The following is a 17,685-nucleotide window of genomic DNA, read 5'->3' as shown; positions in this document are numbered from 1 at the left end:
GCGCCGGGGAGACCGTTGTGTGCCCGCCTCGCGGGGCGGGCACACCCGGGGTGCGGGCGCCCGGCGGCCGGGACGGCGCCACGGCCGGCCCGCTCTCCGGGACGACCACGGGGGAGACCGTATGACGACGAGGACGAGGCAGGGTCCGGCCGGCATCCCGAACAGACGGCCTCCGGCCGGGATCCCGGACACGCGAGGCGTCGGCGGGAGGCCCATGGAAGGACACGGCACGGGTCTGGAGAGGCACGGTCCGGAAAGGCGCGGTCCGGAGCCGCACGGTCCGGAGAGACCCGGCGAGCGGCGGGCGGTGCCGGCTCCGTCCGACGGCCAGGAGGCGGTGGACATCCTGGAGCGGGCGCGGGCCCTGGTCGATCCCGAGCTGCGCCGGGCCATCGACTCGCTGCCCGGGTCGATGCGCAGGATCGCGCTCTACCACTTCGGCTGGGAGCACGCGGACGGCACTCCGGCCGCGGGCAACGCGGGCAAGGCCATCCGGCCCGCGCTCGTCCTGACCGCGGTCCGGGCGCTCGGCGGACACCAGGGGGCGGCCGTCCGGGCAGCCGCCGCGGTGGAGCTGATCCACAACTTCACCCTGCTGCACGACGACGTGATGGACCGGGACACCACCCGCAGACACCGGCCCACCGCGTGGACGGTGTTCGGCGACGCCGACGCGATCCTCGCCGGGGACGCCCTGCAGGCACTCGCCCAGCGGCTGCTGGCCGAGGACCCGCACCCGGCGTCCGCGGCGGCAGCCGCCCGGCTCGCGGGCTGTGTGGTCGAGCTGTGCGCCGGACAGCACACGGACACGGCCATGGAGAAGCTCGGCCCGGACGAGGTCACCCTCGACGAATGCCTTGCCATGGCCGAGGCGAAGACAGGCGCCCTGATCGGGTGCGCCTGCGCTCTCGGCGGGCTGTACGCCGGGGCGGACGCGGAGGACGTCGACGCGCTGGACGCGTTCGGCCGGGAGGCCGGTCTCGCCTTCCAGCTCATCGACGACGTGATCGGGATCTGGGGGGACCCGAGCCGTACCGGCAAGCCGGCCGGGGCGGACCTCGTGGCCCGAAAGAAGTCCCTGCCCGTGGTCGCCGCCCTCACCTCGGGCACGCCGGCCGCGGCCGAGCTGGCCGAGTTGTACCGATCGCCCTACCGGGAAGGGGAGTTGGAGCGTACGGTGCTCGCCGTCGAGCGGGCGGGCGGCCGCGACTGGGCGCAGGTCCAGGCGGCGGACCGGATGGCCCGAGCGATGCACGAGCTGTCCCGGGCGGTGCCCGAACCGGAGGCGGCCGGAGGTCTCCTCGCCCTCGCGGAGTTCGTCACCCGGCGCAGTAGCTGACCGGTGCCGCACTTACCGGCGCCGGCGCTGACCGGCCCCCGCCCGGTCGGCCGAAGACCCCGGAGCACCGGGCCCCGTACGGAACCTGACCGCCGTACGGTGCCCGGCTCCGGAGAGCGGGTCCCGCACATCCCCACGGCGTGCGGGGCCCGCACCTTTCCCCCGCCTTCCATACCGCAGCCCGGGGCCTCTCCGGCATGCCGGAGACGTGCCACGACCCGCGGACCGGCGCCGTACTAGGCTCAACCTCCATACGATCAAGGGCCGTTGGGTCGCAGGGCCGAGGGGCCCGCTGGGGTGAGGGGTGGGGCAGGGCATGGGTGTGGCGATACGGGTGGCGGGCGAGGGTGACCGGGAGGCGGTCGTCCGGCTGCTCGACCAGGCGTTCCAGGACGACCCGGTGAGCGGCTGGGTCTTTCCCGACCCGGCGCACCGCCGGGCCACCCACCACAAGCTGATGGCCGCGTTCACCGACATCGTGCTCGCCGAGGGCCGGATCGACCTGGCCGAGGACGGTTCGGCGTGCGCCCTGTGGCTGGACGTGCCCGCCGGAGAGCACGGCGGCGGAGACGGGGAGCACGGCGGCGGAGAGACGGTCGCGGAGGCCGGCGCGGATGCCGGCGCGGGGGCCGACGACGGTCCCGCCCAGCTTCGCGCCGCCGTCGACCCGGAGAACGAGCGGGTCGAGCTGATCGGCCGGCTCACCGCGGAAGCCCACCCCTCGGGCCGCGCGCACGCCTACCTCTGGATGATCGGGGTTTCGCCGGAGCGGCAGGGCGAGGGCCTCGGCAGCGCGCTCATCGAGTCGGTCCTCGACCGCTGCGACCGCGAGGGCCTCGCCGCCTACCTGGAGGCGAGCAACGCCCGCAGCCGCGCACTCTACGATCGGCTCGGCTTCGTCCTCACGGGCGACCCGATCGACCTGCCCGACGGCCCCCGCATGTGGCCGATGTGGCGCGAGCCGCGTACCGGCCAGCCGCGTGCCGGCGGGCCGGGCGGCGCCTGAAACGGCCGGCGTGCCGGCGGGCCGAGCCGCGCCCGAAACGGCTCGCGCCCCCACGTCAATCCCTCGTCCCGCCCCCCCCGCCGGTCCCCGTCCCCGCCGCTCCCCGCCGTCGTCCGGCGGAGAGCGGCGGTCCGGCCCTCGCCCTACCCTGAAGGCATGGTTCCGACGCCGTCCGTCCCCAGGCTGTGGACACGGGCCGCCGCGGGAGCCTGCCCGGTGGCCCGGTGGCCCGGTGGCCCGGTGGCCCGGTCGCACGGTCGCACGGTCCCGGAAAAAAATCCGAAGTCGAGGGCCCCGGCGTGTAGAGAACCGCGGGCCGGGTCCGACGTCCCCTGTGAGAGCCGCCCCGCACGGGCGGCCCGAGCCGAGGAAGCAGAAGGAGCGGACTCATGAAGTACCTGGTGATGGTGCAGGGAACGCAGGCCGACTACGCGAGCATGCGGGGCGACGCCTCCGCGCAGCCGCCGATCTGGAGCGAGGACGACATCCAGGCCATGTTCGCCCACATGGGCGCGATCAACGACGACCTCTCCGAATCGGGTGAGCTGGTCGACGCGTACGGCCTGGTCGAACCCGCGCAGACCCGCCTGGTGGCCCGGGGCGCGGACGGCGAGACCGTGATCACCGACGGGCCCTACAGCGAGACCAAGGAAGTGATGGCCGGCTACTGGGTGCTCGACTGTGCGAGCCTGGAGCGGGTCACCGAGATCGCCGCACGGGTCACGGCCTGCCCCGTACCGAAGGGGGCGCCCGAGTACCCGGTGGTCATCCGGCCGATCGGGGAAGCCCCCGAGGAGGTCTGAGCGGGATGAGCCGGCGCGAGCGGCACGACGGAGATCCAGCGAGCGGGATGCGCGGCACCGGGGAGTGTGCGGCACGGAAGACGGGGTGCGTGGCACGAGAATGACCGGATGAGCGGTACGAACGAGACCGAGGACCTGCTGCGCCGTCACGCGCCGCAGGTCCTCGGCGCCCTCGTGCGCCGGTACGGGCACTTCGACTCGGCCGAGGACGCCGTCCAGGAGGCGCTGCTCGCGGCGGCCGGCCAGTGGCCCGCCCAGGGCGTGCCCGACAATCCGCGCGGCTGGCTGATCAAGGTGGCCTCGCGGCGGCTGGTCGACGCCCTGCGGGCCGAGGGGGCGCGCCGGCTGCGGGAGGAGAAGGCGGCGGCGCTCACCCCGCGCGACGCGTTCACCGCCCCGCCGCCCGGCGCCGACCGCGCCCCGTCGGAGGACGACACCCTCACCCTGCTCTTCCTGTGCTGTCACCCCCGTCTGACCCCGCCCGCGCAGATCGCGCTCACGCTGCGCGCGGTCGGCGGTCTCACCACCGCGGAGATCGCGCGCGCCTGGCTGGTGCCCGAGGCGACCATGGCGCAGCGCATCAGCCGCGCCAAGCAGAAGGTGCGGGGCGTCGGATTCGCCCGCCCCGACCGCTGGGAGGAACGCCTCCCCGCCGTCCTCCACACCCTCTACCTGATCTTCAACGAGGGCTACACGGCGACCTCCGGAACCTCCCTGCAACGCGCCGAACTCGCCGGTGAGGCCATCCGGTTGACCCGTACGGTCCGCCGGCTGCTGCCCGGGAACGGCGAAGTGGCCGGACTGCTCGCGCTGATGCTGCTGACCGACGCCCGGCGCGCCGCCCGCACCGGCCCCGACGGGGAACTGGTGCCCCTCGACGAACAGGACCGAGCGCGCTGGGACAAGGCGGCGATCGACGAAGGCGTGGCCCTGGTGACGCAGGCGCTGGCCGGCGGACGGGCGGGCCCCTATCAACTGCGGGCCGCCATCGCCGCCGTCCACGACGAGGCGCCCACCCCCGAAGACACGGACTGGACCGAGATCCTCGGCCTGTACGACATCCTCGTCCGCCAGGTACCCGGCCCCGTCGAACAGCTCAACCGCGCGGTCGCGGTGGCCATGGTGCACGGTCCGCGCGCGGCCCTCGCCGAACTCGACCGGCTGGAGGGCGCGTTGGCGGCGGGCCACCGGGTCGACGCCGTACGCGGCCATCTGCTGGAGCGGGCGGGGGACACGGCGGGGGCCCGCGCCGCCTACCGGTCGGCCGCCGACCGGACGCTCAGCCTGCCCGAACGGCGTTACCTGGAAGCGCGCTTGGCCCGGCTGAGCCCGTAGCGTTCGTCCCATGTCCGAACCTCTGCTGCATCTGACCGAGCGCTCCCTGTGGGACGCGGCCCGCGCCTCCGGCGCCTTCACGATGTCCACCCGCGGCCGGACCCTCCAGGAGGAGGGCTTCATCCACTGCTCGCTCCGCCAGCAACTCGCCCCGGTGGCCGCCATGTTGTACGGCACCTCCACCGCCCCCGGCGAACTGGTCGTCCTCGTCGTCGACCCCGACCGGCTCAGCGTGCCGGTCCGCTTCGAGGCGATGGAGCCCGGCGGTGAGGAGTTCCCGCACGTGTACGGGCCGATCCCGGTCGACGCCGTCGTGGACGTCGAGCCGTGGCCCCCGGGCGAGCCGCGCCTCGCCTAGGGTGTGTCGTTTGGATCATGTGGCGGGTCGCGGGGCAGGGCACGCACTCCCCCAAGCTCTTCGAGCAGGGGGTACCCCCAGCGGCGTTGTCGTCGGTTGCCGACGCTCCGCGTCGTCGCCCTCCTCCGCCTTGCAGCTGCACGCACCCTGCCCCGCTCGGCCCAGCCGACAAGGCGCCGCACTCCGGCGCCACCTGATCCAAACGACACGCCCTAGAGCAGCCCGCCCGTCTCCGGGTTCCGGCCGGTCAGGCAGTAGGTGCCGCCGGCCGGGTCCCGCATCACCGTCCAGCGGGCACCCTGTCCGACCGCCGTCGCCCCGAGCGTCTCGTGACCGGCCCGTACCGCGTCGACGTCCGAGCAGGCCAGGTCGAGGTGGGCGGTGGCGGGACTGTCGGTGCCGAGGCGTTGCAGCAGGACGCGCAGCGGCAGTCCGGCGGGCGGCCGGAGCACATGGAACTCGGGCAGTGCGCCCGGCAGGGACTCCCAGCCGGTCAGCCCGGCCCAGAACGCGGTCTCGGTGGCGTAGGCGTCCGGCGCCACGTCCAGGCACACCTGGTCGAGCCGGCACCGCGCCCCGCCCGGCACCTCGGTCGCCCCCGGCCGCGCGGACTCGCCCTGCCAGGGCACCGCGCAGAACAACTGCCCGCCGGGGGACCGCAGTACGGCCCATCCGTCATGCCTGGAGACCACCTCCGCGCCCAGCCGCAGCGCCCACTCCACCAGCGCCGGTACGTCCTCGACGGACAGGTCGAGATGCGCGCCCCCGGGGCCGGCCTCGACACCCTGCGCCTTCACACAGGCGTCCGCGCCGTCGGGCAGCAGCGTCACGAACTCGCCCCGGTCACCGCGTGGTTCGGACACCCGCGTGCCGGTCACCTCGGTCCAGAAGTCCAGGGCGGGCGCCAGTTCGGCCACGGGCCGGTCGATGAAGACATGGGTCCAGCGGACGGTCGGTCGCGTGGTCATCGGGGCTGCTCCTCCTGCCGTACGGGCGCTGTGGCCCGTACCGTCTCCTGGTCGATCAGCGCGCGCAACGACGTTTTCATCCGCGCGACGAACGCGTCCCGGGCCTCGGGGGAGAGGACGTCCAGGGAGAGATACGGATTGAGGTCCTCCAGCTCCACGAGAAGCAGCTCACCGCCCGGGGCCCGGCAGGCGTCGACGCGCTGGACGCCGTACGTGATGTCGTTCCAGTCGATGAACCGCCGCGCGAACTCGCGGTCCGCGTCGGTGGGTTCGTAGGGTTCGAGGGCCCAGCGCCGGTCCGGGTCCGGGGCGTACAGCGCGTACTGGAGGGTGTCGTCCACGAAGTAGAAGGAGACCTCGTACCGGAAGTCGACGCGCGGCTGGACGAGGATGTCGCCGAACGGCAGCCCGGCGAGCCGTTCGGGCGCCACGAACTCCAGGCCGATGGAGTCCGCGCCCTGCCTCGGCTTCACCGCGTAGCTGTCGGCCGCCGGGAGGAGGCCCAGGTCTGCCGCGCGGTCCACGGTCGGGATGACCGGGTACCCGGCGGCGGTCAGCTCCAGCAGGTACCCCTTGCCGGCCATGTCGCCCTTGCCGGACAGCTGGTTGTAGACGCGCACGCCGTCCGCGACCGCCCGCTCCCGGAACGCGTCGTAGGCCGCCTGGTGGTGCAGGACGGGCCCGCTGTTGCGGACGACCACCGCGTCGAAGCCGCCCATCAGGGCCGCCGCGTCCAGCGGGTGGCACACGGCGATGTCGAAGTCCTCGCGCAGCCGCGCGGTGAGGGCGATGTCCTCGTCGCAGTACCGCCGCCCCTTGGCCGGATAGGCGAGGTCGCTGACGTACAGGACACGGGGGCGCGCGGACGGCACGGGGACTCCTCGAAGGACGCTCGGACGGCTCGGCGCACGGGCGCGCCGAGGACTCACGCCCGTAGTGTCCCTCCCCGGGACCCCGGCCTCCCCGGGACCCCGGCCTCCCCGGGACCCCGGCCTCCCCGGGACCCCGGCCTCCCCGGGACCCCGGCCTTCCCGGGACCCCGGCCTTCCCGGGACCCTGGCCTCCCCGGCGCCCGCCCTCCTGGGCCGACCCGCTGTGCCCACCTGCCGGCTGGGGCAGCCTCCCGGCCGGGTCAGCCTCCCGGCTGGGCCGACCCGCTGGATCAGCCGGCTGGGTCAGCCCGCCGCGCGGCGGCTCTCGGCGAACCGGAGCAGATTGCCCGCCGGGTCGCGGAAGGCGCAGTCCCGCAGGCCGTACGGCTGGTCGGCGGGCTCCTGGAGCACCTCGGCGCCCGAGGCACGGACCCGCTCGAACAGGGCGTCGCAGTCGCTCGTGGAGAAGATCACCCCGCGCAGCATGCCCTTGGCCAGCAGCTCCGCCATGGCCTGCTTGTCCGCGGGGGAGGCGTCCGGGTCGGCGGCCGGGGGCTCCAGGACGATCTCCACGTCGGGCTGGAGCGGCGAGCCGACCGTGACCCAGCGCATCCCCTCGAACCCGACGTCGCCCCGGACCTCCAGGCCCAGCACGTCACGGTAGAAGGCGAGCGCCTTGTCGTGGTCGTCGACGGAGATGAAGCACTGGGAGAGTTTCAGGTCCATGGCGTCCAACCTAGAGGTCGTCAGAGCCGCGTGCCCGGTTCCGCCTCGGGGTTGCGGTGCCGGGCCGGGCGGGTCATCCGACGGACCACGCAGGACGGGATCGGCGCCCCGTGGTCGTGCGGCCGGGCCCGGTACGCGCTCGGCGTCTCGCCCACCAGCTCGGTGAACCGCGAGCTGAACGAACCGAGCGAGGTGCAGCCCACCGCGAAGCACACCTCCGTGACCGTCATGTCCCCGCGCCGCAGCAGCGCCTTGGCCCGCTCGATCCGCCGGGTCATCAGATAGGTGTACGGCGTCTCGCCGAAGGCCTCCCGGAAACTGCGCTGGAAGTGGCCGGGCGACATCAGCGCGGTGCGCGCGACGGTCGCGATGTCCAGCGGCTCGGCGAACTCGCGGTTCATCAGGTCACGGGCCTTGCGCAGCCGGACCAGGTCTTCCAGGCGTCTGGGATTCCCCACCCGACCAGGATGGCACGGTCAGGCGGCCAGCACCTTGGCCTTGGCCTGCTCGAACTCCTCGGAGGTCAGATGGCCGTTGCTCCGCAGTTCCGCGAGCTTCGCCAGCTCGTCGGCCCGGCCGGTGCTCCCGGCGGTCTCACGGATGTACGACTTCACCTCCTCCTGGCTCTGCCGGACGCGCCGCGCCTCCCGCTCGCCCATGCCACGGCCCCGCGCGATGAGGTATACGAAGACGCCCAGGAAGGGCAGGACCACGACGAACACGCACCAGCCGGCCTTGCCCCAGCCGTGCAGGTCGTCGTCGCGGAAGATGTCCGCGACGACCCGGAAGAGCAGCATGAACCACAGGATCCACAGGAAGAACCACATCGTGGTCCAGAAGACGTTCAGCAGCGGATAGTCCGCCGCGAGCACGAGCGCCGAGCCGTTCATCGTCGAACTCCTGTCGTCGTACGACATCCCACGCCCGACCACCTTGCGCCGCTCCCCCCGGCCCCACCTCACCCCGGAAGGGTGAGCCGACAAACCGAAAACCCCGGAACGATAAAGGCACCCCCAGCCAGTACGGCCGGGACAGACGGAGGGGGGAGGCATCCGTATGCGCTACGAGTTCCGTGTGGCCGGCATAGTGTCGGACACGCTCGCCACGGCATTCACGGAACTGGACAGCGTCCGAACAACCGGACAGACCCTGTTCTTCGGCCAGGTCCTGGACGACGCCCACCTACACGCCCTACTCGCCCGCTTCCGCGACCTGGGCCTGCGGGTAACCGAACTCCGCAGACTCCCGGCGTGACGGGACCGACGGTGAGGTCCGCGCACCAGAATTACTGAGCTACAGCTCGGTGTATCGACTGCTGTTGGTGCCGCTATCACCAGCCGTGAAGTGAGACATCCGGCCCGTCACCGAGATACCGGTGAAGGGCGCTGGAAGTCGTGCCCACGAAGTTCTCGGGGAGGGATCCGGTATCGACCCAGCGAACCTGGGCGATACGTTAGCCCGCCCGCCCGCCCGCCCGGCGTGGACCGTGGCCGCGTGGGGTCGTCGAGGAGTTGCTGACGACCTAAGACCGCACCCGGCCCGCTGGGCCACCATGGTCGGTGGCTTGGCGGGCCGGGTGCGTACGCGAAGCGCGTGGCCGGGGGTCAGGCCTGCTTGGTCTCCCAGAAGATCTTGTCGATCTGGGCGATGTAGTCCAGGGCCTTCTGGCCGGTGGCCGGGTCCGCGGACGCCTTGGCGGCCGAGAGGGCCTTCAGGGTGTCGTTGACGAGCTGGTGCAGCTCCGGGTACTTCTCGAAGTGCGGGGGCTTGAAGTAGTCGCTCCAGAGCACCGACACGTGGTGCTTGGCGAGCTCGGCGCGCTGCTCCTTGATGACGACGGCGCGCGTCTGGAACTGCGGGTCGTCGTTTCCGGCCATCTTTTCCTGGACGGCCTTCACCGACTCCGCCTCGATGCGGGCCTGGGCCGGGTCGTACACGCCGCAGGGCAGGTCGCAGTGCGCGCTGACCTTCACCTTGGGGGCAAACAGGCGGGAGAGCATTGAGCTGTCCTTCCTCGTGATCGTCTTCTCAGGTGGGACATTACTCCGTAGGAGACCTGTTTTCGCGAGTGCCCCCGTGGGCTTAGGACAAAAGTCCGGGGTGAGACTGGGACTGGTGGAGGATGGAACCGGGGAGGTGCCGGTGATGCCGGAGCTGTCGCAGGAGACCGAGCGGGGGAGGGCCCTGCTGCCGTTCGGGGCGGCGGAGGTGACGGGCCCGTCCATGGTGCCCACGCTCCAGCACGGGGATCGGCTCGTGGTGCAGTGGGGTGCGCGGGTGGGGCCGGGCGACGTCGTCGTCCTGCGGCACCCCTTCCAGCAGGACCTGCTGGTCGTGAAGCGCATCGCGGAGCGCCGCGAGGGCGGCTGGTGGGTGCTCGGGGACAACGCGTACGCGGGCGGGGACAGTACGGACTACGGAACCGTTCCCGAGGACCTCGTCCTCGGGAAGGTGCGGTTCCGGTTCCGGCCGCCGGACGGTCAGCGTTCGCCGTTCGCCGTCGCCCGCTGGGTGCTCGGGGCCGCGAGGCCGGTGCTCTCCGCCCGGTCCGCCTCCAGGCGCTTGCGGGCCCGGTAGGCGGCGACGTTGGCGCGGGTCGCGCAGCGGTCCGAGCAGTAGCGCCGGGAGCGGTTGGTCGAGGTGTCCAGATAGGCGTTGCGGCAGGGTGCGGCCTCGCACAGGCCGAGCCGGTTCACGCCGTACTCGGTGAGGTGGAAGGCCAGGCCCATCGAGGCGATCGCCGCGTAGCCCGCGGTCGCGTTCGACGGGTGATCCGCGAGGTGCATGTGCCACAGCGGGCGCCCCTCGTCGTCGCGGTGGTCGTGCCCCGAGATCTGCGGGCTCACCGGGAACTCCAGGAGCAGCGAGTTCAGCAGGTCCACCGCGAGGGTCTCGTCGCCGCCGTCCGCCGCCTCGAAGACCGCGCGCAGCCGGGCCCGTACGGAGCGGAAGCGGGTGACGTCCGCCTCCGCCGCGCGGCGGACCGCCGACGCGTTGCTGCCGAACAGCTCACGTACGGCCTCGACCGAGGTCAGCGTGTCCGTGCCGCGGGCCGGTTCCTCGCTGTTGACGAGTCGGACGGCGTAATCCGCGTAATAGGCCAGTTCCACTTGTAGTCCTTACGGAGGGGCTCTATCGTCGTGACGGCGGTCGGGTAACAGATGATCGCGCTTCCAGGGTATTACGCGGTCGAGTGGAGGAGGGGCTTTCATGGCCATCGGCACCGGAACGGACTGGCAGGCCTGGCAGCGAAGCTGGGACCGGCAGCAGGAGTGGTACATGCCGGACCGCGAGGAGCGCTTCCGGGTGATGCTCGACATGACCGAGGCCCTCGTCGGACCCGCCCCCCGCGTCCTCGACCTCGCCTGCGGAACCGGCACCATCACCGCCCGGCTGCTCGACCGCCTCCCCGGCGCCACCAGCACCGGCCTCGACCTCGACCCCGCGCTGCTCACCATCGCCGAGGGCACCTTCGCCGGCGACGACCGGGTCTCCTTCGTGACGGCCGACCTCAAGGCCCCCGAGTGGCGCACCCGGCTGCCGTACAACACGTACGACGCCGTGCTGACCGCCACGGCCCTGCACTGGCTGCACAGCGAACCCCTCGCGGCCCTCTACGGCCAGATCGCGGAACTGGTCCGCGACGGCGGTGTCTTCATGAACGCCGACCACATGGTCGACGAGACCACGCCCCGCATCAACGCGGCCGACCGCGCCCGGCGGCACGCCCGGATGGACCAGGCCCGGGAAGACGGCGCCCTCGACTGGGCCGAATGGTGGAAGGTGGCCGCGCAGGACCCCGTCCTCGCCGAACCCACCGCCCGCCGCTTCGAGATCTACGGCGAGCACGCGGACGGCGACACACCCTCCGCCGAGTGGCACGCGCGCGTACTCCGCGAAAAGGGCTTCACGGAGGCCCGCCCGGTCTGGCGCTCGCCCTCGGACGCGGTGGTGTTGGCGGTCAAGTAGCGATCAAGTAGCGGGGGAGGGGCGGGAGTTGGCGAGGGGATCGGGGAGGGGGGCGGGAGACGCTGCGGGAGCGCGGTCGCCGTCTGCCGGGCCGGTCCCGCGTAGCGGGTGTGACCGTGGAACGCCGGATGCCGCCGACCCCGGGGAGGGGTGGGCGGCATCCGGCGTGCAGAACGATCAAAGGACCTCCGCGATCAAAGGACCTCCGCGATCAAAGGACCTCCGCGATCAAAGGACCTCCGCGCTCAGAGGACCTCCGGGCTCACGGCGCCTTCGGCCTCACAGCACCAGACCTCACAGCACCTTGGACAGGAACGACTTGGTGCGTTCGTGCTGGGGGTCGGTCAGGACCTCGCGCGGGTTGCCGGCCTCGACGACCACGCCGCCGTCCATGAAGACCAGGCTGTCGCCGACCTCGCGGGCGAAGCCCATCTCGTGGGTGACGACGATCATCGTCATGCCGGACTGGGCGAGGTCGCGCATGACGTCGAGAACGTCACCGACCAGCTCCGGGTCCAGGGCCGAGGTCGGCTCGTCGAAGAGCATCAGCTTCGGGTCCATCGCCAGCGCACGGGCGATCGCCACCCGCTGCTGCTGGCCGCCGGAGAGCTGCGAGGGGTAGTTCTTCGCCTTGTCGGCCAGGCCCACGCGCTCCAGCAGCTGGCCCGCGCGCTCGCGTGCCTGGGCCCGGCTGACGCCCTTGACCTGGACCGGTGCCTCCATGACGTTCTCGATGGCCGTCATGTGCGGGAACAGGTTGAAACGCTGGAAGACCATGCCGATGTCCCGGCGCTTCAGCGCGACCTCGCTGTCCTTCAGCTCGTAGAGCTTGTCGCCCTTCTGGCGGTAGCCGACCAGCTCGCCGTCGACGTACAGGCGGCCGGCGTTGATCTGCTCCAGGTGGTTGATGCACCGGAGGAAGGTCGACTTGCCGGAGCCGGAGGGGCCGATGAGGCAGAACACCTCGCCGGACTTCACCTCCAGGTCGATGCCCTTGAGGACCTCGACCGGGCCGAAGGACTTGTGGACGCCCTCGGACTTGACCATCGCCGTGGCGGAGCCCGCCTTGGTCACGTCGGCGGTCATGCCGCACCTCCCGTGGGACGGCCCAGCGACAGCACGTGGGTCTTGATCTTCTGGAACGGCGTGGCCGGGAGCGTACGGCTGCTGCCCCGGGCGTAGTACCGCTCCAGGTAGTACTGGCCGACGCTGAACACCGACGTCAGCAGCAGGTACCAGGCGGCGGCGAGGAAGAGCATCTCGGCCGGGGCACCCGAGGTCTGGCCGATGTCCTGGGCCACGCGGAACAGCTCGGAGTACTGGATGACGGCGACCAGCGAGGTCGTCTTCAGCATGTTGATGACCTCGTTGCCCGTGGGGGGCACGATCACGCGCATCGCCTGCGGGATGACGATCCGGCGCAGGGTCTTGCCGTGGCTCATGCCCAGGGCGTGCGAGGCCTCGGTCTGGCCCTCGTCGACCGAGAGGAGGCCGGCCCGGCAGATCTCGGCCATGTACGCGGCCTCGTTCAGGCCGAGCCCCAGCAGCGCCGTCAGCAGCGGCGTCATGAAGTCGGACCAGTAGTCCTTGTAGATCGGACCGAGGTTGATGTACGTGAACACCAGGCCCAGGTTGAACCAGACCACCAGCTGCACGAGGACCGGCGTACCGCGGAAGAACCAGATGTAGAACCACGCGATGGACGAGGTCACCGGGTTCTTCGACAGCCGCATCACGGCGAGCAGAACGCCGCCGACGACGCCGATCAGCATCGAGAGGACGGTCAGCAGCAGCGTCTTGAGGACGCCGTTGATGACGCGGTGGTCGAAGAAGTAGTCGGGGATCGCTCCCCAGTTGATCTTGCCCTGGGAGAACGCGTAGACCACGGCGGCCAGCAGCGCGATCGCGATGACCGCGGAGACGTACCGCCCGTAGTGCCGGACCGGGATCGCCTTGATGGCTTCCGGCCGGGCCGGGGGAGCGTCCTCCGGGCCCGGTGTCTTGTCGATGTCAACAGTCACGGGAGTTGTTGCCTTTCAGTGCCCGCTCGGACCCGCGGTCACTTGCCGCCGTTGACCGTGGCCGACTTGACGGCGCCCGCGTCGACGCCCCACTTCGCGATGATCTTGTCGTACTCGCCGTTCTTGATGATGGCGTCCAGCGCGGCCTGTAGGGCGTCCCGGAGCTGGGTGCTGGACTTGGCGACCGCGATGCCGTACGGCGCGGCCTCGACCTGGTCTCCGACGATCTCGAAGTCCTTGCCGCCGCCGGACGTCTTCACCGCGTACGCGGCGACCGGGAAGTCGGAGGAGCCGGCGTCGGCGCCACCGCCGCGCAGCCGGGTCTGGGCCTGCTGGTCGTTGTCGTACGACTCGATGGCGATCTTCTTGCCGCCCGTACACTTCTTCGACTCGGCCTTGGCCAGGTCCTCCGAGACCGTGCCGCGCTGCACGACGAGCTTCTTGCCGCACAGGTCGGACCAGGTCTTGATGTTCTGGGTCTTGCCCTTGGGGGTGTAGATGGAGACACCCGCGGTGAAGTAGTCGACGAAGTCGACGCCCTCGCCGACCTTCTTGCCGGTGTCCGAGTCGACGCCCTCCTGGCGGTCCTTGGTGTCCGTCATCGCGGACATCGCGATGTCGTACCGCTTGGAGCGCAGGCCCGTGATCAGGGTGTCGAAGGTGCCGTTCTGGAAGTCGAACTTCACCCCGAGCTGCTTGCCCATCGCGTCCGCCAGGTCGGGGTCGATGCCGACGACCTTGCCGGAACCGTCCTTGAACTCGACCGGCGCGTACGCGATGTCCGAACCGACCTTGATGACGCCCGCGTCGCGGATCGCCTTGGGGAGCTTTCCGGCCAGCGGCGCGGAGCTGGTGCTCGCGGACGAGTCGCCCGAGTCGTCCTTGGTCTGGTCGCCGCAGCCGGTGAGGACGAGGGCGCCGGCGACCGCGATCGCGCCGACCGCTGCTATCCGGGAGTGCGCGGCGGTGGTACGACGGGTGGTGCGTGCGGTCATGAGGGTCCTCCGGCGGATGAGGGAGTAGCCGACAGGTCGACGAGAACACACACCTTTGAGTGTCGCGACCTCGTGTGATGACGGCATCTTGCCATTCGGACTGCGGCATTCAGGGTGCCCGCCATGTCAAAATCGGATAACGGGTGACCCCCGAACCGCTACGGGCCGGTACGACCCGACCGGATCTTGTACGGGAATCCCCGCTTCCGGCCGGAAGATCTTCGGCGTCTCGCGCGATGCGGACGGCTGCTAATACGCGCCCTCTGGCGAACGAGCCTATGTCCGGAATTGTCAATGGATCCAGGCATGAGTCATCTCACCGGCGTGTGATCTTGGCGTTATGGACTCGTCCGCGACACCGTGCGTCGGGTAAGAAGGTTCTTTACACCCCTCATCCGGGGCTCAGGGCGCGTGTGCGGCGCGCCCGTCGCGCAGCCGCCCGTACGCAACCACGGCGGCAGGGCCTGCGCGGTGCCCGCCCACCCCTCAACCAGGAGTGGTCACCCTCAAACAATGAAGACCTAAGGGGTAAAACAAAGTGGCAGCGGAGATCGTCAATCCTCGCAGCGACAGCAGTACGGATCGGGAAGACGGGGCGGAGCCCCTCGACTCCTTCGATTTCGATCCGGCTTTCGCGCTGCACCGCGGCGGCAAGATGGCAGTGCAAGCCACCGTGCCGGTCCGTGACAAGGACGACCTGTCCCTGGCGTACACGCCCGGCGTCGCGAAAGTGTGCAGCGCGATCGCCGAGCAGCCGGACCTCGTCCACGACTACACCTGGAAGTCGTCCGTCGTCGCCGTCGTGACCGACGGAACGGCCGTGCTCGGGCTCGGTGACATCGGCCCCGAGGCCTCGCTCCCCGTCATGGAGGGCAAGGCCATCCTCTTCAAGCAGTTCGGCGGCGTCGACGCCGTCCCGATCGCGCTCGACTGCACCGGTGTCGACGAGATCGTCGAGACCGTGGCCCGGCTCGCGCCCTCCTTCGGCGGCATCAACCTGGAGGACATCTCGGCGCCCCGGTGCTTCGAGATCGAGCGCAAGCTCCAGGAGCGACTGGACATCCCGGTCTTCCACGACGACCAGCACGGCACCGCGATCGTCACGCTCGCGGCGCTGCGTAACGCCGCCCGGCTCACCGGGCGCTCCATCGGCTCACTGCGCGCGGTGATCTCCGGTGCGGGCGCGGCCGGGGTGGCCATCGCCAAGTTCCTGCTGGAGGCGGGCATCGGCGATGTCGCGGTCGCCGACCGCAAGGGCGTCGTCTCCCGTGACCGGGACGACCTCACGGACGTCAAGCGCGAACTCGCCGAGATCACCAACAGGGCGGGGCTCTCCGGTTCGCTGGAGTCCGCCCTCGCGGGCGCCGACGTCTTCATCGGCGTCTCCGGCGGTACCGTGCCGGAGCCGGCGGTCGCCTCCATGGCCGAGGGTGCCTTCGTGTTCGCGATGGCCAACCCGAACCCCGAGGTGCACCCGGAGGTCGCCCACAAGTACGCGGCCGTCGTCGCGACCGGGCGCTCCGACTTCCCGAACCAGATCAACAACGTCCTGGCCTTCCCCGGCATCTTCGCCGGTGCCCTCCAGGTCCGGGCCTCCCGGATCACCGAGGCCATGAAGATCGCCGCCGCCGAGGCGCTGGCCGCGGTCGTCGGTGACGATCTCGCCGCCGACTACGTCATTCCCTCGCCGTTCGACGAGCGGGTGGCGCCGGCGGTGACGGCCGCTGTGGCCGCGGCTGCTCGTGCGGAGGGTGTCGCTCGCCGCTGAGGCCCGTGCGTTCGTCGTGACCCCGCCGGGGGCTGTCCTCCGGCGGGGTCATTGTTTTCCGCCCCCTCCGCCCCCTCCGCCCCCTCCGCCCCTCCGCTCCCGGTGATCGGGGCCGTCCCGTCGCGGGGGCGCTGCCCCCGGAGCCCCCCCGCTCCTCGAACCCCAAGGGGGCTGATTCATCGCCTCCAGGGACGCGTGTCACAGGGGGAGGCGGTTCCGCCGGGGCGGGGCGGAGCCTATCGTCGGGGCCATGTTCGCTGCCTATGCCGCCCGAATCGACCGTGACCAGCCGCTGAACGGCCTGGAGTTGGGGGAGCGACCGGCTCCCGAACAGAGGCCCGGCTGGACCACCGTGAACGTACGCGCCGCCTCCCTCAACCACCACGACCTCTGGTCGCTGCGCGGGGTCGGCCTCGCCGAGGACAAGCTCCCCATGATCCTCGGCTGCGACGCCGCCGGGGTCGACCAGGACGGCAACGAGGTCGTCCTGCACTCCGTCATCGGCCAGACCGGCCACGGCGTCGGCCCCAAGGAACCCCGCTCCATCCTCACCGAGCGCTACCAGGGCACCTTCGCCGAGCAGGTCTCCGTGCCGACGTGGAACGTCCTGCCCAAGCCCCCCGAGCTGTCCTTCGAGGAAGCCGCCTGTCTGCCGACCGCCTGGCTGACGGCCTACCGCATGCTGTTCACCAACGCCGGGGTGCGGCCGGGTGACTCCGTGCTCGTGCAGGGGGCGGGCGGCGGGGTCGCCACCGCCGCGATCGTGCTCGGGAAGGCCGCCGGCCTGCGGATGTTCGCGACCAGCCGCGACGAGGCCAAGCGGAAGCGGGCGCTCGAACTCGGGGCGGTCGAGGCGCTGGAGTCCGGGGCCCGGCTGCCGCAGCGGGTGGACGCCGTGATCGAGACGGTCGGCGCGGCCACCTGGTCCCACTCGATCAAGTCCCTCCGTCCCGGCGGCACCGTCGTCATCACCGGCGCCACCAGCGGGGACCGGCCCTCGCACGCCGAGCTGACGCGGATCTTCTTCCTCGAACTCAAGGTCGTCGGCTCCACGATGGGCACGAAGGACGAACTGGAGGACCTCCTCGCCTTCTGCGCCGCCACCGGCGTACGGCCCGTCATCGACGAGGTGCTTCCGCTCGACCGGGCCCGCGAGGGGTTCGAGCGCCTGGAGGCCGGCGGTCACTTCGGCAAGATCGTGCTGACCGCGAGCTGAGGGCAGGGCTCGGCGGGCTCAACGGGTTCAGCGGGTTCAGCGGGTTCAGCGGGTTCGGCGGCTTCGGCGGCTTCGGCCGTTCGGGCGCGTCGACGGCGGGTCCGGGGTTCCGGGCCCGCCGTTCGCGTGTCCGGAGCCGGGTGCCGCCGTGGCGCGCGCCTCCGTGTCGCGCGGCCGTGTGTCAATTTTGGTTGACAGGCCCGGACTGTCAACGTAGGTTGCCGCCATGTTGCGTCCTGAAAGCTGGTCCCAGCCTGCGGGTGGAAGTCCCGTCCGGGTAGACACCGGAGTGCCCGGTAGCAGGTCCCG

General features: G+C 71.5%; 20 protein-coding genes and 1 pseudogene. 10 read left to right on the top strand and 11 right to left on the bottom strand.

The features are described 5' to 3' along the window. The first annotated feature begins 307 nt into the window (after window positions 1-307). From AB0912_RS33205 to AB0912_RS33185, 5 genes are all read left to right on the top strand, one after another. On the top strand, window positions 308-1,339 hold the full coding sequence (locus tag AB0912_RS33205; protein WP_366706524.1) for a family 2 encapsulin nanocompartment cargo protein polyprenyl transferase: 1,032 nt from the start codon (window positions 308-310) through the stop codon (window positions 1,337-1,339). A 316-nt stretch (window positions 1,340-1,655) separates the two neighbouring features. Next, a complete protein-coding gene (locus tag AB0912_RS33200; protein WP_366706522.1) occupies window positions 1,656-2,345 on the top strand; it encodes a GNAT family N-acetyltransferase in 690 nt (229 codons plus the stop codon). Window positions 2,346-2,734: 389 nt separating this feature from the next. Continuing rightward, window positions 2,735-3,148, top strand: a complete 414-nt coding sequence (locus AB0912_RS33195; RefSeq protein ID WP_366706520.1) for a YciI family protein — start codon at window positions 2,735-2,737, stop codon at window positions 3,146-3,148. A 108-nt stretch (window positions 3,149-3,256) separates the two neighbouring features. Next, complete coding sequence (locus AB0912_RS33190) at window positions 3,257-4,483, top strand: sigma-70 family RNA polymerase sigma factor (protein WP_366706518.1); 1,227 nt, start codon at window positions 3,257-3,259, stop codon at window positions 4,481-4,483. 10 nt (window positions 4,484-4,493) lie between these two features. Then, window positions 4,494-4,841: a DUF952 domain-containing protein gene (locus AB0912_RS33185; RefSeq protein ID WP_366706516.1), complete on the top strand. Its 348-nt coding sequence runs from the start codon at window positions 4,494-4,496 to the stop codon at window positions 4,839-4,841. Window positions 4,842-5,053: 212 nt separating this feature from the next. Here the strand turns inward: AB0912_RS33185 and AB0912_RS33180 are convergent, their stop codons facing one another. The 5 genes from AB0912_RS33180 to AB0912_RS33160 form a co-directional block, all read right to left on the bottom strand. Next, complete coding sequence (locus AB0912_RS33180) at window positions 5,054-5,809, bottom strand: VOC family protein (RefSeq protein WP_366706514.1); 756 nt, start codon at window positions 5,807-5,809, stop codon at window positions 5,054-5,056. Then, complete coding sequence (locus tag AB0912_RS33175) at window positions 5,806-6,681, bottom strand: hypothetical protein (RefSeq protein WP_366706512.1); 876 nt, start codon at window positions 6,679-6,681, stop codon at window positions 5,806-5,808. The genes AB0912_RS33180 and AB0912_RS33175 overlap by 4 nt, the downstream gene beginning before the upstream one ends. Window positions 6,682-6,984: 303 nt before the next feature. After that, window positions 6,985-7,407: a VOC family protein gene (locus tag AB0912_RS33170; RefSeq protein ID WP_366706510.1), complete on the bottom strand. Its 423-nt coding sequence runs from the start codon at window positions 7,405-7,407 to the stop codon at window positions 6,985-6,987. A 20-nt stretch (window positions 7,408-7,427) separates the two neighbouring features. Continuing rightward, complete coding sequence (locus AB0912_RS33165) at window positions 7,428-7,808, bottom strand: helix-turn-helix transcriptional regulator (protein WP_366706546.1); 381 nt, start codon at window positions 7,806-7,808, stop codon at window positions 7,428-7,430. A gap of 75 nt (window positions 7,809-7,883) precedes the next feature. Continuing rightward, window positions 7,884-8,324, bottom strand: a complete 441-nt coding sequence (locus tag AB0912_RS33160; RefSeq protein WP_366706508.1) for an SHOCT domain-containing protein — start codon at window positions 8,322-8,324, stop codon at window positions 7,884-7,886. Window positions 8,325-8,463: 139 nt separating this feature from the next. Between AB0912_RS33160 and AB0912_RS33155 the strand changes: the two genes are divergently transcribed. Beyond that, window positions 8,464-8,661: a hypothetical protein gene (locus AB0912_RS33155; protein WP_366706506.1), complete on the top strand. Its 198-nt coding sequence runs from the start codon at window positions 8,464-8,466 to the stop codon at window positions 8,659-8,661. Between the two features lie 76 nt (window positions 8,662-8,737). Here AB0912_RS33155 and AB0912_RS33150 read toward each other — a convergent pair. Together AB0912_RS33150 and sodN are read right to left on the bottom strand one after the other, a co-directional pair. Beyond that, window positions 8,738-8,854: pseudogene (locus tag AB0912_RS33150) on the bottom strand (DNA mismatch repair protein MutT); the annotation flags it as partial. Window positions 8,855-9,011: 157 nt separating this feature from the next. Further along, window positions 9,012-9,407, bottom strand: coding sequence for a superoxide dismutase, Ni (gene sodN / locus AB0912_RS33145; RefSeq protein WP_081219369.1), 396 nt, complete (start codon window positions 9,405-9,407; stop codon window positions 9,012-9,014). Window positions 9,408-9,552: 145 nt separating this feature from the next. Here sodN and sodX point away from each other — a divergent pair, with 145 nt between their 5' ends. After that, a complete protein-coding gene (gene sodX / locus AB0912_RS33140; protein ID WP_366706544.1) occupies window positions 9,553-9,984 on the top strand; it encodes a nickel-type superoxide dismutase maturation protease in 432 nt (143 codons plus the stop codon). On the opposite strand, the gene AB0912_RS33135 is transcribed toward sodX, so the two are convergent. Beyond that, window positions 9,888-10,517 (bottom strand): CGNR zinc finger domain-containing protein, encoded by a 630-nt coding sequence (locus AB0912_RS33135; protein WP_366706504.1) that lies wholly within the window; start codon window positions 10,515-10,517, stop codon window positions 9,888-9,890. The two genes, sodX and AB0912_RS33135, sit on opposite strands and share 97 nt — an antisense overlap. A gap of 100 nt (window positions 10,518-10,617) precedes the next feature. Here AB0912_RS33135 and AB0912_RS33130 point away from each other — a divergent pair, with 100 nt between their 5' ends. After that, window positions 10,618-11,376 (top strand): class I SAM-dependent methyltransferase, encoded by a 759-nt coding sequence (locus tag AB0912_RS33130; protein WP_366706502.1) that lies wholly within the window; start codon window positions 10,618-10,620, stop codon window positions 11,374-11,376. Window positions 11,377-11,670: 294 nt separating this feature from the next. Here the strand turns inward: AB0912_RS33130 and AB0912_RS33125 are convergent, their stop codons facing one another. The 3 genes from AB0912_RS33125 to AB0912_RS33115 are packed head-to-tail and all read right to left on the bottom strand — an operon-like array spanning window position 11,671 to window position 14,392. Next, window positions 11,671-12,462 (bottom strand): amino acid ABC transporter ATP-binding protein, encoded by a 792-nt coding sequence (locus tag AB0912_RS33125; RefSeq protein ID WP_366706500.1) that lies wholly within the window; start codon window positions 12,460-12,462, stop codon window positions 11,671-11,673. Then, window positions 12,459-13,397, bottom strand: coding sequence for an amino acid ABC transporter permease (locus AB0912_RS33120; protein WP_366706498.1), 939 nt, complete (start codon window positions 13,395-13,397; stop codon window positions 12,459-12,461). The genes AB0912_RS33125 and AB0912_RS33120 overlap by 4 nt, the downstream gene beginning before the upstream one ends. A 38-nt stretch (window positions 13,398-13,435) precedes the next feature. Then, window positions 13,436-14,392: an ABC transporter substrate-binding protein gene (locus AB0912_RS33115; RefSeq protein WP_366706496.1), complete on the bottom strand. Its 957-nt coding sequence runs from the start codon at window positions 14,390-14,392 to the stop codon at window positions 13,436-13,438. Window positions 14,393-14,930: 538 nt separating this feature from the next. Here AB0912_RS33115 and AB0912_RS33110 point away from each other — a divergent pair. Then, on the top strand, window positions 14,931-16,160 hold the full coding sequence (locus tag AB0912_RS33110; protein WP_366706494.1) for an NADP-dependent malic enzyme: 1,230 nt from the start codon (window positions 14,931-14,933) through the stop codon (window positions 16,158-16,160). Between the two features lie 250 nt (window positions 16,161-16,410). Continuing rightward, a complete protein-coding gene (locus AB0912_RS33105) occupies window positions 16,411-17,376 on the top strand; it encodes a zinc-binding dehydrogenase (protein WP_366706492.1) in 966 nt (321 codons plus the stop codon). The last annotated feature ends 309 nt before the right edge of the window (window positions 17,377-17,685 follow it).

The sequence above is a fragment of the Streptomyces sp. NPDC007084 genome, assembly GCF_040703595.1.
Lineage (GTDB): Bacteria > Actinomycetota > Actinomycetes > Streptomycetales > Streptomycetaceae > Streptomyces.
Note: the sequence above shows the minus strand (reverse complement) of the source record. Positions and strands in the feature narration are given on the sequence as shown.